Origin of the sequence: Bradyrhizobium guangzhouense, from assembly GCF_004114955.1 — a bacterium.
In the GTDB taxonomy this organism is placed as follows: domain Bacteria; phylum Pseudomonadota; class Alphaproteobacteria; order Rhizobiales; family Xanthobacteraceae; genus Bradyrhizobium; species Bradyrhizobium guangzhouense.
In genome coordinates, this window is the sequence record NZ_CP030054.1 from 941,898 (window position 1) to 954,306 (window position 12,409).

Here is a 12,409-nt window from a genome sequence, read left to right on the forward strand (position 1 = left end):
TCCGAGGTCGGCCACCGCCTGCTTAAACCAATCTTCGAGCAGACGAGGGTCGGATTCGATCCACTTGCCTTCCCGAAGAGCGAGCCGGAGTTCGTCCTGATTGAGGCGCTCGTATATCTCGTCATCGAGCGTCTCTGCATCAAGAAACAGCGCGCTGTCAGCCCGCTTGGTCAATGCGGCGTCCTCGGCCAGCCGAACGAACTCCTGATCCGGGATCGCGTACAGCGGAAGGTCGATGTAAGCTTTGCTGTCGAGGACGACGCGGACGCATTTTTTGGCTCGTCTATCCAACGTCCATTTTCGTTTTTCGCAGAGCGGCGCAAGGACCGTCTCGACCAACCGGTAGTAACCTGCGGCCGCGATCACGGGGTTTCCCGTCTTGGCGAGAAACGAGACCGGAAGGTAAACGCCATCGTCGTAATCAATCTGCTGCGGCGGATGTGCCGGATCATTGAGCGTGCGATACGCGGGCGAGGCACTACCCTGCATACGGAACTTCAGACGCAATCGAGGTTCGGTCGCGCCCTTCCGAACGGCAGTCGTTTCCATAACCAAACTACGATCCGCGAAGCGTTGCCAATCCGAAAATCCAGCCTTAAGCGTCTCTCGGATCTCGTCACGTGCCTTGCGGAGCTTTCCCTCGCGCGGCTCCGGTACCGTGAGCCGGGCGAGATAGTCGTTCTCGGTCGCCGCGTCAGTGAATGCGCGATGCAAGTTGAGTAGAGCCATTATCACCCCCAAATCGAGCGGAATATCAACAAAATGTGGTGGGCTGCTGCCCAGACACGAGAGGTGACGTGAACAAATAGGGTCCCGCCGGAACGCGCCTTCTTTCCCAGTTAAAAATGCGAGAGGATTCGGTCTTCCGGTGGGCAAGCCGTGGTTTGTAACAAAACTTCAAAAAAATATAAGTGATTTCAATACGATCTGGCAGAGAGAGTGGGACTCACCCCCTTTCGGGGTCGCGGACCCCTTGTTTACAAGCCTAACCTTCATTTTCAGGGGTTCTTGTACGGCCGGTCCCACACCGAGGTGCTCCACCATGTCGAATTTCAAGATGCCCAAGCCGATCAAGCGACCGACCTCCGAGAACTACTGGATCCGCAAGAAGGTGCCCCTGGTCGGCAAGACCGAGCTCTGGGCCACTCTGGGGACCAAGGACGAACGCCAGGGCCAACATCAAGATCGGCGCCGTCAACGTGGCCATCGAGGCTCAATGGGCCCGCCTGCGTGACGGGGCTGCCCGGGCGGCGAACTCGACCGAGGTAAGTGGCGACCCGCGCCAAGCTCAAGAAGCCTCTGTTCTACGATCCGGAACGTCGTCGCGGCGGAACGGTCAGGGCATCCTCAATTCCACAAGCTCGCGGAGCGGATCGGCGAATGGGTTCACGGTCCCGGAATCAACATACCCTACGACGTGAAGCCCAACCACGGCTGGCGCCATCTGTTCAAGAGCGTGGCGAGGCACGTCAAGATGGACCGCGAGGTCGAAGGCTTCATCACCGGCCACCGTCCCAAGGACTCGAACGCGGGCAACGACTACGGAGACTGCTGGATCGAGACGATAGCGGCCGAGATCGAGAAGTACCCGCGCTACGACATCGCCGCTCTTGATCATCCCCCGGTGCCGCACAAGCGCCGCGGGCGGACCAACTTCGACGTCGCGATCGCGAAGGTGGCGAAGGAAGGGCGCAAGGCAGCACGCGCGAGCCGGAACTCTGGTGCTGGCTAGGCGACAGAGGAGAGCGGGTGGATGGGGCAAGCGGAATTCGCTTCCCAATTTCCGGATTTCTCCGGGCAGGAGTAGCGGATAGTGAAGGAACTGGGGTAAAAACGACCTGTGATGTCGCAAAGCTGTCCACCTTCGCCGGAGTACCCGCCGATCAAGACCGCCGATCTCTACCTCATCGGATGCGGAATCCTGCCTGCGCGAGACGTCACTTTGGAAGCGCTCTCGATCCTGCGTCAGGTGGTCTCATATACGACGCTGCCAAGCCCCAATCTCCGGTCGTTTCTCGAAAGCAACGGGCTTGATTTCGTCAACATCGAGCACCTCTACGAAAAAGGGAAAGAGCGAGCGAAGATTTACGCAGATGTCGCCGCCCATATTTTCGAAAAGGCGACCAGGGAGCGTCCGGTCGCGTATTTGACCTACGGGCATCCGATGTATCTCGACGAGCCCGTTCGTTTGATGATAGCCGGCGCACCGGCAAGAGGTCTGCGGACGCACGTCGTACCAGGTGTCTCATTCGTCGATTCCATCATCGCACGATTGCCGCTTGTGGTCGGCCCGGCCGGCTTCCAGGTCATCTCGGCCGATCCCTTGGTCGAAGGCACAGCCTCGATCAATCCGTGGCGATCGACCCTCGTCGCGCAAATCGGCAGCTTTCGGATCCCCACCGCAGACGGCGAGCAGGCATTGGCTCCCGCATTGCTGGCACCATTGATGGAGCGGCTGCTCGAGCAGTATCCCGCCGACCACCGCATAACTTTTTGCGACCTCGATGAGAGCGGCGCGGAGCCGCTGTTTCTGACCGTTCCGCTTTGCGCTTGGAGCCTGGCGGCGGATGGGGTAAATTACGCGACGACAATCTACATTCCGCCGATCGACCCCGCCAATGGCGGTCGCGAGAACGGCTTTTGAAACGGGACGTTTGCCATGACTACCGGCCCACTTGAGCGCGTGCTCGCCAGAGCGAAGGAGTTGCTGCTGACGGCGCCCGACGATTGCGCCCGTGAAATCAGAGCAATGCCGGAATTCACACAGCTGTCATCAGCCGAGCGGTCGGCTGTCGCGCAGTTGCCCGTGCGCGAGATCGCCGGTTTCCTGGCGACCGCCGATATCAGGCGTGTGGCGTCACGGAAGGCTGCGCAGGCTTGACGCAGACAGGTGAGCCCGAACAGGACTCACCCCCGCCGTACCGCGAAGTCTACGCGGCGGCGATTATGCCGTTCTTGTACCAACCCAATATTCATGAGTTTGGGGGATGCGGGAGCACGAAGCACTTCACGCGAGTAAAGTCTGAAAAAAAGACGGCCAAGGCAGCGACGTCCCCCCAGCAGACGCCCGAAGCGGCGACACCAAGCTGGGTCAAGGCATTCGGCAAAGCTAGAGACAACATCTACAAGGCGCAACCGGCTTGGCGCGAGGTCACTCAGTTCAGCATCGAGGTGCCGATCGAAAAATTCGACCTCTATAAACAAGAGCTTGAAGAGAAGCCTGATAGAGAGGAGGCTAAAAAGCCGCGGAAATTTCCGATTGAGAATCCTCGCTTCAGGGCGATCGTTTCACTCTTCCCTGGGACGGGCGTCGGCACGATCGCCTTCTGGCTGAAAATCGGGTCAATCCATGCGTGCGATGCTTTGCAAGCGGTTGACCTCTTCAAGCTGACCGACCCCGCTGCGGCTTTCGGCTGTCTGAAGGTGGCTCACAGGTCGACCCCCTTTGAGCAGGTCTCGGACCTTGCAAAATTTTACCTGCAGATGTTCCGGGAAGAATCTCCGGCCTTATTCACCGAGCCCCCCGAGCGTCCTGCGGTTCATCCCGAGCTGCGACGATGGAACGAGACCTATAGGCAAGTCTTGGAACGTGCCCGAGCCTACTGGGCCAGATTTCAAGAGAAGTATCCGGATCTTTCGCGCGACTTCAAGGAACCAAGTCAAGAGGGTGATGAACAAGACCCGTCTTTCTCCTATCCTTTCTTGTACGTTTCCTCCGTCGCGGACACGAGAAATGCGGCCGACCTCAAAGAGGGGAAAACAGGGCAGGAGATCGTTTCGATCAACAACCGCTACCGCCTCTTGGACCAAACCATTGCGGCCTCCGAGGTCGAACAGGCGTTCGAGGCCAATCTACTACAATACGACTATGGGGTGATCCTGGTCTCGCGTGCGAGCACGGTCGAAATCCATGCGGAGATGCCGTTCTCAAGGCCGAAGGCCGGGCAGACGGTGCAAGACTCGATTCTCGACGACCTCTTCCAGTTGATGCTCCTCGCCGAGGTCCCGGTCATGCAGTTGTTTTCGCTGCAGCACGTGAATTTACGACTAGGGAGCGATCTCGAGAACGTTCGGACCGAGTTGCATCCTAGGACTTGGCGTAACCCGCTCGCTGTAGCCTTAATTTCGCTGGTGGCTCTCTTTGTTGCAGTAGTCATCATTTACGCATCTGTGCGGGCATCGTGGCCGCTAACACTTTTGAGATGGCCAGCGAGGCTTTTGGAAGTTTGCGCTTCCATCCTCTTCTGGCTGTCGATCTCGGTGGTCGCTTTCAGCTTAGCAGAACCGCTTTGGCAGAATTTGCTGCAAAAGCGGAAGTTCATGAACTTGATCAGCCGCTTCGGCACTGTGTGGGTAGCCGGTGAAGTGATCTACGGTCGATTCAACGATGCCTACCAAAGCGCGTTTCCGATCGCCCAACTGACGAAGAGTTACGAACAGAAGCAGGCGACACTCGATTCGCTGCTTGAGTCCGGGTTCCGTCTATTCGTTACGGTCGTAGGCCTGCTGGTCGGGCTGTTCACTGCGCTTGTTCGATGAGCACAAAGGCGCCGGTCTCGTCTCAGCGAATCCTCCTCGCCGACGATGGCACAGAAAGCATCTTCTCGGCGCCGGAACGACCAAGCTCGCTTACAAAGCCGCACGCCTGATCGCCTGGGCAGACGACACTGGAGGCTCTTGCGGAGCAAGGGGTCGACCGCGCGCTCGACCTCGGTCCGGGACACGCGCTGGCCCAGATGATGCAGAGCACATTCCCCTCGATCCGATGTTATGCTTCCGACGGATTCCACAGCATCAATGGTCTGCGCGACTGGATCGCCTTCAGGAAAGCGATCTCGTCCTCGGACGCTGTCTCGCAGACGTCGATGTACCCAGGATTTGGACCGACCGTCGCTGCCGTCGCTCCCGCGATAGCCGCGCCTCTTGAGTAAATCCTTGAGATCGAACGGGGATTGCTCCGCCCACACCCGCAGCGTCGGCTTGCGGGCGGTCCCGAGCAGGAGCGCGAGAGCAGGCTCTCCTGTTGTCGGCAGGTCGATCGAGAGGATTTCCAATAAAGCGTGGCAATCGTCGACCGCGCGATGCGCATGGTGGAAGAGGCCGGCACCGTTCAACAGGTAGCCGAGACGCGACCCCTCGAAGCCATGCTTCCGCCAGTCGACCTCGGTAGCCGAGCATCCCCAAGCCTTCGTCTCGAAGACCGGCCAACAGCGCGCCGCCATCTCTGCTGCGAATTGCGCCAGCCACGGCAGATCATACCGCGGTTTCATGAAGAGCGGCGATTTGCCTGTCAATCGGCCTGCAAATTTGACCCCTCATCGGCGTCCAATTTTGACCCCTTCGTGCGGCGGGCTTTGCTGGTAGCGCTCGTCTCGTCGGAGCTGGCCGGGATAGCGGAGGCGAGACGAGCGCGGTGGCGTGATCGTCGTCTCGGCTCTTGAACCGCCAGCTATCGTTGCCGGTTTCGACAATGTCGCAGTGATGGGTCAATCGGTCGAGCAGCGCGGTGGTCATTTTGGCGTCGCCGAACACGCTCGGCCATTCGCCGAAGGCGAGATTGGTGGTCACGATGACGGAGGCGCGCTCATGGAGCCGGCTGACGAGGTGGAAGAGAAGCTGGCCACCGGACTGGGCGAAGGGCAAATAGCCGAGTTCATCCAGCACGATGAAGTCCATCCGGGTCAGATGCTCGGCGAGCCGTCCTTGCCGTCCGTTGCGGGTCTCGGTCTCGAGGCGATTGACGAGGTCGACGACGTTGAAGAAGCGGCCACGGGCACCGGATCGGATGCAGCTTCTGGCGATGGCAATGGCCAGGTGGGTCTTGCCTGTGCCGGTGCCGCCAACCAGCAAGACGTTGCGTTGTTGGGCGATGAAGCCGCCGCCAGCGAGATCATTGACGAGAGTCTGATTGATCGGCGTGCCGTCGAACTGGAAGTCGGCGATGTCCTTGGCCAACGGCAGCTTGGCAATGGTGAGCTGGTATTTGATCGACCTGGCTTGCTTCTCGTTGATCTCGGCGTTGAGCAGGTCGCCGACAATGCGCTGAGGTTCGTGCTGGCGCTTGACGGCAGTTGCCATGATCTCGTCGAAGGCAGCCTTCATGCCGTAGAGCTTGAGTTCGCCCATGAGGTCGAAGATTTGGGTTCGTTCCATCAGATGGTCCTCCGGAGGTTGTCGTAGCGGGCACAATCGGCGATCGGCGCATGACGGAGCGTCAGTGCGGCCGGCGTCATGATGTTGGCCGGTGGGGCGGGTTCACGTTGACGGGCCAAGATATTGAGCACGACATCGGCGGAATGGACGCTGTGACTGAGCGCTTCGGCACAGGCCGCTTCCACCGCGGGCAGACCGTCAGTCAGCACCGCGTTGAGGATGTCGATCATTTGCCGATTGCCATCGTCCGTGCTGGCAAGTTTGCGCCGGATCCGCTCGATCGCGGCCGGCAGCACCCAGTCTTTGAAGGGAGCACCGTTGCGCAAGGCGCCGGGTTTGCGGGCGAGCACCGGCACGTAATGCCAGGGGTCGTAGACGGTATCGCCGCGGCCAAAGGATCGCGGGTGCTCGGCAACGATGCGTCCATCCTGACGGATCACGATGCGATCGGCATAGGCTTGAACCTCGACCGGCCGTCCGACTGCGCTGGCTGCGACCGAGTACTTGTTGTTGTCGAAGCGCACCAGGCAGGTCTTCGAGACCGATGCCGTCACCGCATGGAAGCCGTCGAAGCGGCCAGCATAGGGAACGAGTTTGGGGCGTTCGGCTTCGAACACTTCCCAGATCGTCTGATCGACCAGCTCCGGATGGCGATGAGCCTTGGCGTAGGCGATGCATTTGTCGAGCAGCCAGGCGTTTAACTCGTCGAGGTTTTTGAACCGCAGCCGCGGCGTGAAGAAGCGTTCCCTGACCAGCCCGACCTGGTTCTCGACCTGCCCCTTCTCCCAGCCCGACGCTGGCGTGCAGGCGACCGGATCGACCAGATAGTGGCTGCACATCTGCAGGAAGCGGCGATTATAGAGACGCCCTTTACCGACGAAGATCGTCTCTACGGCGGTCTTCATGTTGTCATAGATGCCGCGGGTGCAGGTGCCTTTGAACAGCGCGAACGAACGGTCGTGGGCGTCGAACACCATCTCCTGCGTCTCCCGCGGATAGGCCCGCACGAACAGCATGCGGCTGTGACAGAGCCGAACATGGGCGGCCTTCACCATCACCGTGGTGCCGCTCAGCAAGACCACCTCGTGGCTCCAGTCGAACTGGTAAGCTTCGCCTGGGGCAAAACTCAGCGGGACATAAGCGGCTGCGGTCGATTGCCCGCGTTCCTTGCTCCAGCGCCTGGCGTAACGCCGCACCGCATCGTAACCGCCGTCGTAGCCGCGGCGGCGCAGCTCTTCGAAGATCCGGATCAACGTCAGCTGTTCACGAGCCGGTTTGGCCGCGTTCGCCGCCAGCAATCCGTCAAGCTCTACTGCCCATCGGCCCAGCTTTGGCCGCGGCTGCACCTGCCGCTCGTACTCGAAGGAGGTCTCTCCCGACCTCAGCACCTTCCGGACCGTGTTCCGCGACACCTTCAGGTCACGGGCGATCTCCTTGATCGTCTTGCCCTTGATGAAGTGCTCGCGCCGGATCCGGGCAATCGTCTCCACGATCAGCATCCCCCACCACCTGCTTCGTTCCAAAGCAGGCAGCGCAACAGACCAATCTGTAGGGGGTCAATTTTGGACGCCGATCCCCCGGCTTAGGGGGTCAATATTGCAGGCCGAATGACAGTTTGAGGCCAAGCTTGATCACCTTGCACCGAAGAGCGACACGGCGAAGGCTTTGCGTTACGCGCTGCGTCATTGGAACGGCCTGGCGCTCTACCTTGATGACGGGCGCATCGAATTGGACACGAATGCTGTCGAGCGTGCGATGCGGCCGATCAAGCTCAACGCCAAGAACTCCCTTTTTGCCGGTTGCGACGAAGGTGCCGAGAATTGGGCATTGCTGGCTTCGCTCATTGAGACCTGTAAGCTCAATGGCGTCAGTGCCGAGCACTGGCTCGCTGACGTTCTCGCCAAGCTCGTCAATGGTTGGCCTGCGGCGCGGTTGGACGAACTGCTTCCCTGGGCGTCGACCTATACGATGCATACACTTGATCCGAGGCTGGCGGCATGAACCTGAACACGACCGCGGTCCGGATCAAGGTGACCCTCAAGGATGTGAAGCCGGCGGTGATGCGTCGCCTCGTCGTACCCGTCACCTTGCGCCTTGATCGGTTGCATCTGACGCTTCAGGAGGCATTCGGCTGGACGAACGGTCACCTCTTCGAGTTCTTCGCTGGCGATGTTCATTGGGGAATTCCTGATCCCCACAACGATTACGGCCACCAGCCCATGGATGCGAGCAAAGCGCGCCTCTGCGACATCGTTCGCGAGACCGGCGCCAAGACGATCCACTATCTCTATGACTTCGGCGACAGCTGGGACCATGTGATCAAGCTCGAAAAATGGTTCGAGAACACCACGACGGAGGGACTTCCCTTCTTGCTCGAGGCCGCCGGTCGTTGTCCTCCGGAAGACGTAGGCGGTGCGCCGGGTTATGCCGAATACCTCGAAGCCATCAGAGACCCCGCCCATCCGGACCACGAACATATGCGCCTCTGGGGCCCGGGGCGGTTCGATCCCAACGTCGTCGACCGGAAGGCGCTCGAAGCCGCCGTCAACGCGTTGTCCGACATATGGAAACCGCGGCGGCGCGCTACGCGAACAAAATAGGCGTCAAGCGCCATTCAAAAGGGCCGCAGAGCTACACTTACCATGAATCCGAAGGTAATGCTGTTCGACGAGGTCCTGCCGCGCTCGATCCGGAAACAAAGAAGGAGGATCTGGTCACCATTCGCGATCTCGCCGCAGAAGGCATGACCTGCATTCTCGACACCTACGAGATGGGCTTCGCTCGCGAAGTGGCGGATCATGGCTACTGCACCGATGGCGGCGTCATCGTCAAGCACGGTGCACCAAGTTCGATCTTGGGTACGCCACGCGAAGAACGGACCCGGGTATTTCTCGATAAAGTACTGGGTTGATCTAACCGCCGCAGTATGAAGATTCAGGAAACGCCGGTGGCGTGAAGGAAAGTACGCTTTCCGCGCCAGCAATAGGAGCGCTCACCGACTCCTACGGCGCTGCACCATGAGCGCCTTCTTGGTGTTAGAGATATGTGCTTCGAGAAGATCGACGGCCTTTTCAACGTTCCCGGCGCGGCAAGCTTTTAAGATATCCACATGCTCTTCTTGCGGCGTTTTCTTGCCTGACGCCATAGAGACTTGTGCCCGGACGAACAAGCTCACCTGCCCGTAGTTGCCTTCGATAAGAGACAGCAATCTAGGTAGATTACAGGGGATATAGAGGGTTTCGTGAAACTTCCAGTTCATCTCCGCCCATTGAGCGGGGTCGCTTTTCTTGTCGTATTCCACGAGAATACGTTTGGCCTCATCAAAATCACTCTGAATCATATTAGGAATGGCTAGACGCAACGCGCGGCACTCCAGCGCAATGCGAATTTCCATCAATTCGATCACCTCGGCCGAAGTGAATGAGACTACCTTGGCGCCCCGATTGTTTAGGAGCGTGACCAGACCCTCCGCCTCGAGGTGTCGCAAGGCCTCCCTTACCGGAATGCGGCTCGTTCCGAATTTGTCCGCCAATTCCTCTTGGCGAAGCTGCTCGCCGGGGGCGAATGTCCCAGCAAGAATGTCAGCCCGGAGAAGCTTTCTCACCGTCTCAGTCGCCGAAGGCCTTTGTTGATTGTCCAGTTCTGTCACAAACTTCGCCTCAAATGTATCCTCTTTGCCGAAATTATATACAAAAGGAGGACGAAAGCAATTCGCTCACCCGAACATCAAGCGTTTCTGGGCCTTCCGACCTCCGTTGTTCTCCCTAAATACCCACCACCAGCAGATGTTGATTCTGACAGATTGTATTGACTACTCATCCAGAAGGCTATCGACTTCCGACCACTGCACAGTTTCGAGTTTCATCAGCATATTCCAAAGATCCCTGGCTTTCGGCTTTCCAACAGAAAGCGCTGCACACGTTTCGAATTTTCGTCGGAGCCTTTCAGGCGGAGCCGGATATTGATGGTTGCCGACCGCCACGCTTTGCCGCTTGAGATGGATCTTCCCCGACTTGTGAACCGCTTCGATTTCGGTAAAGGCGGCTCCTTTGGTATAGACCTTTTCGAACTGCTCCTTGGTTGACAGGTCGGGATGAACATAGGCATTGACTTTGCCCATGCGGCCGCGGATCTCATTTCCGGCAACGGACTGGTCGGAAAAACTCCCAAGCGTTACGTCGCCATGCGCCAATGCCGCCGCTATGCAATACGGGATGCTGAACCTCGCCTGCAGTGCATCTTTCGGATCGTTGTATCGCATTAAATTCAAAGCATGGTAGCTGACGCCCACATTGATGACCTCGAGGTCGTCCGCCACGATTTCGCCACTCGCAATACCCTCCGTTACAAGATCCAGGGCCGGATGTACAAGCGAGCATGTCGGATAAAGCTTGGGGTTATTGCGGATGAGTTCGAGGGATAGGCCAAGATCGCGGATTGCTTCGTCCGCGTTCAGCTTTTCTGGATCTGTAAAGAGATCGAAAAACCCCTCGTGCCCCTCGATCGCATTAGGGCTTGATCGCATTCCGGCCTTAGCAAGTTTGGCGGCAAGGACGCCGTTCTGCGCTGCGAATCCTGCATGTAGCGGTTTGGTCATGTATCCGAAGTTTTGACGTAATCCAGATGCAAGCGAGGCTGCAATTCCGAAGGCTTCTAGCATGAGCTTGCCATCAAGCCCCAACAGGTTTCCGGCGGCAGCGGCAGCTCCGAATGTCCCGAGCGAGGAAGTTGTGTGCCAGCCACGACCATTGTGTTCATAGGTTACGGCGATGCCGAGACGGCCTTCCATCTCGACACCGGCCGCATAGGCCGCAATGATATCTGCACCCGAAGCTGCCAGTTCGTCTGCGAGCGCAAGGATAGCGGGCAATACTGGGGCGGATGGATGCCCCACCATCGCATAATTACCGTCGTCGAAGTCATGCGCATGAGCCATAGCGCCATTGGCCAGAGCAGCATTTCGAGCTGTCGTTCGCAGCGCAGTATTCCAGACACGTGCCTTTCCTGGTTCTTCGGCGAAGAACCCGCCCATGACTCCCGCAACTTCCTCAGCTTTCGCCGCTAGGGCAACAGACAACGTGTCGGCAATGCCCCTCTTTGCGGCCTCGACGGCGGCAGCGGACATTGATTCGAACTTCAGCTCCGCGCAGAAGTCAGCAAGGATGCGGCCGACTTCCGGTCGCTGCTTTTGAGAGTCTGACGCTCTTTTCGCGTTCATTTTGCTTCCTTTTGCTTATCTATCGATTATGCCGACCAGACGTTTTTGTCCGGCCAATTCGGTTCGAGCTCGATTGGCATAGGTCCGCCATTTTTCAAATCGCGCCTTCGGTGCGCGGCAGCGCGATCCGGCCGCTTACGCATCCAGTTCGGCGAGAATTCGCCGTACACTTTCGAACCTCCCAATCGTCTTGCGATCCCAAATCTAACTTTTTCTTAGTTCGACACTCCGTCGATACGCAGCGCTGGTTGCAGCGCGTACTATCTTGGGAAGGGCCCCCTCACGCTCCATTTCGATCACGCCAGCCTCAGTGGTCCCTCCCGGACTTATGACGGCTCGCTTGAGCTCGGAAGGCGAGCGCGGATCAGCTGCTAACATCGCCGCCGAACCCAACATCGTCTGCGCAACGAGCAACTGAGCGAATTCTGTATCAAAATCCAGCCTCGCCAGCCGCTTGCGCCGCTGCTCAGCAAAAGCGAAAATATAGCGAGGCGCGCAGGCGTAGAACGGCATAGCCTTGTCAATCAATGCCGCGTCCACCACCCATTCAAATTTGCCGACTGGCGCGAAGACTTGCTCTACGGCCGTTTTTGCCGAGATTGGAAACGTCTGCCCGGTTACGCCGAGGCTCGTCCCTTGACCAACAAACGCAGGAAGGTTGGGCATAACGCGCGCCACTCTCGCACTGCCGCATACCTCCATTAATCGCCCAAGCGGCATGCCGGCCATAACCGAAAGAACCGGACTCTCGGCCAGCAAGCGTCGATGTCCATCAGAGAAAGTTGCAACATTCTGCGGCTTCACCGCCAATACGAGCAGATCGTAGCCTGATGATGAACTCGGAGCGTCCGGCAAGATTGATACGCCTTGAAGACCACGCACAGCGTCTTCCACTCGGCCGACATCCGGATCAACCAAGATCAATTTTAAATTAGGTAGTGCTTGGCGTACTCCTCGGATAAGAGCCGAACCCATATTTCCCCCGCCGAAGAACAGCAGTCGAGTGGACTCCTTCATCACCACCATTTCCCTATCCTG

The 12,409-nt window shown here is 58.5% G+C and carries 10 protein-coding genes and 5 pseudogenes; 8 read left to right on the forward strand and 7 right to left on the reverse strand.

Translation table 11 applies throughout. The features are described 5' to 3' along the window. Positions 1-6: 6 nt before the first annotated feature. A pseudogene (locus XH91_RS39975) lies at positions 7-729 on the reverse strand (CBASS cGAMP synthase); the annotation flags it as partial. A 313-nt stretch (positions 730-1,042) separates the two neighbouring features. Here XH91_RS39975 and XH91_RS38455 point away from each other — a divergent pair. The 5 genes from XH91_RS38455 (at position 1,043) to XH91_RS38475 (ending at position 4,539) form a co-directional block, all read left to right on the forward strand. Then, complete coding sequence (locus XH91_RS38455) at positions 1,043-1,234, forward strand: hypothetical protein (RefSeq protein WP_128929603.1); 192 nt, start codon at positions 1,043-1,045, stop codon at positions 1,232-1,234. Positions 1,235-1,474: 240 nt separating this feature from the next. After that, positions 1,475-1,732, forward strand: coding sequence for a hypothetical protein (locus XH91_RS38460; RefSeq protein ID WP_128929604.1), 258 nt, complete (start codon positions 1,475-1,477; stop codon positions 1,730-1,732). Between the two features lie 111 nt (positions 1,733-1,843). Continuing rightward, positions 1,844-2,644, forward strand: coding sequence for an SAM-dependent methyltransferase (locus XH91_RS38465; RefSeq protein ID WP_194408521.1), 801 nt, complete (start codon positions 1,844-1,846; stop codon positions 2,642-2,644). Between the two features lie 15 nt (positions 2,645-2,659). Then, the gene (locus tag XH91_RS38470; RefSeq protein WP_128929606.1) at positions 2,660-2,881 is read left to right on the forward strand and encodes a hypothetical protein; all 222 of its coding nucleotides are present in this window, start codon (positions 2,660-2,662) and stop codon (positions 2,879-2,881) included. After that, complete coding sequence (locus XH91_RS38475; protein WP_128929607.1) at positions 2,878-4,539, forward strand: hypothetical protein; 1,662 nt, start codon at positions 2,878-2,880, stop codon at positions 4,537-4,539. Before XH91_RS38470 ends, XH91_RS38475 begins: the two co-directional genes overlap by 4 nt. A gap of 280 nt (positions 4,540-4,819) precedes the next feature. Here the strand turns inward: XH91_RS38475 and XH91_RS39850 are convergent. The 3 pseudogenes from XH91_RS39850 to istA form a co-directional block, all read right to left on the reverse strand. After that, positions 4,820-5,219: pseudogene (locus XH91_RS39850) on the reverse strand (3'-5' exonuclease); the annotation flags it as partial. 211 nt (positions 5,220-5,430) lie between these two features. Further along, a pseudogene (gene istB / locus XH91_RS38485) lies at positions 5,431-6,153 on the reverse strand (IS21-like element helper ATPase IstB); the annotation flags it as partial. An 8-nt stretch (positions 6,154-6,161) separates the two neighbouring features. Further along, positions 6,162-7,652, reverse strand: a pseudogene (istA, locus tag XH91_RS38490) (IS21 family transposase); the annotation flags it as partial. Between the two features lie 115 nt (positions 7,653-7,767). On the opposite strand from istA, the pseudogene XH91_RS38495 reads away from it, so the two are divergent. The 3 genes and pseudogenes from XH91_RS38495 to XH91_RS38505 all read left to right on the forward strand — a co-directional run. Continuing rightward, positions 7,768-8,154, forward strand: a pseudogene (locus XH91_RS38495) (IS66 family transposase); the annotation flags it as partial. After that, positions 8,151-8,753 carry a plasmid pRiA4b ORF-3 family protein gene (locus XH91_RS38500; RefSeq protein WP_128929609.1) on the forward strand — a complete coding sequence of 201 codons (603 nt, stop codon included), beginning with the start codon at positions 8,151-8,153 and terminating at the stop codon, positions 8,751-8,753. The pseudogene XH91_RS38495 and the gene XH91_RS38500, both read left to right, overlap by 4 nt. Then, positions 8,717-9,064, forward strand: a complete 348-nt coding sequence (locus XH91_RS38505) for an ATP-binding cassette domain-containing protein (protein ID WP_371746379.1) — start codon at positions 8,717-8,719, stop codon at positions 9,062-9,064. Before XH91_RS38500 ends, XH91_RS38505 begins: the two co-directional genes overlap by 37 nt. Positions 9,065-9,145: 81 nt before the next feature. Here XH91_RS38505 and XH91_RS38510 read toward each other — a convergent pair whose 3' ends face one another. The 3 genes from XH91_RS38510 to XH91_RS38520 all read right to left on the reverse strand — a co-directional run bounded on the left by XH91_RS38510 (position 9,146) and on the right by XH91_RS38520 (position 12,397). Continuing rightward, positions 9,146-9,802 carry a GntR family transcriptional regulator gene (locus XH91_RS38510; protein WP_128929610.1) on the reverse strand — a complete coding sequence of 219 codons (657 nt, stop codon included), beginning with the start codon at positions 9,800-9,802 and terminating at the stop codon, positions 9,146-9,148. A gap of 162 nt (positions 9,803-9,964) precedes the next feature. Beyond that, complete coding sequence (locus tag XH91_RS38515) at positions 9,965-11,371, reverse strand: MmgE/PrpD family protein (protein ID WP_128929611.1); 1,407 nt, start codon at positions 11,369-11,371, stop codon at positions 9,965-9,967. Positions 11,372-11,575: 204 nt separating this feature from the next. Next, positions 11,576-12,397, reverse strand: a complete 822-nt coding sequence (locus tag XH91_RS38520) for a pyrroline-5-carboxylate reductase family protein (protein ID WP_164933845.1) — start codon at positions 12,395-12,397, stop codon at positions 11,576-11,578. Between the last annotated feature and the right edge of the window lie 12 nt (positions 12,398-12,409).

What these genes read in the sequence shown, in the direction of transcription:
- XH91_RS38505 (WP_371746379.1), top strand. Translation starts at nt 8,717, where the DNA reads ATGGAAACCGCGGCGGCGCGCTACGCGAACAAAATAGGCGTCAAGCGC.
- XH91_RS38455 (WP_128929603.1), top strand. Translation starts at nt 1,043, where the DNA reads ATGTCGAATTTCAAGATGCCCAAGCCGATCAAGCGACCGACCTCCGAG.
- XH91_RS38465 (WP_194408521.1), top strand. Translation starts at nt 1,844, where the DNA reads ATGTCGCAAAGCTGTCCACCTTCGCCGGAGTACCCGCCGATCAAGACC.
- XH91_RS38520 (WP_164933845.1), bottom strand. Translation starts at nt 12,397, where the DNA reads ATGGTGGTGATGAAGGAGTCCACTCGACTGCTGTTCTTCGGCGGGGGA.
- XH91_RS38500 (WP_128929609.1), top strand. Translation starts at nt 8,151, where the DNA reads ATGAACCTGAACACGACCGCGGTCCGGATCAAGGTGACCCTCAAGGAT.
- XH91_RS38460 (WP_128929604.1), top strand. Translation starts at nt 1,475, where the DNA reads ATGGACCGCGAGGTCGAAGGCTTCATCACCGGCCACCGTCCCAAGGAC.
- XH91_RS38470 (WP_128929606.1), top strand. Translation starts at nt 2,660, where the DNA reads ATGACTACCGGCCCACTTGAGCGCGTGCTCGCCAGAGCGAAGGAGTTG.
- XH91_RS38515 (WP_128929611.1), bottom strand. Translation starts at nt 11,371, where the DNA reads ATGAACGCGAAAAGAGCGTCAGACTCTCAAAAGCAGCGACCGGAAGTC.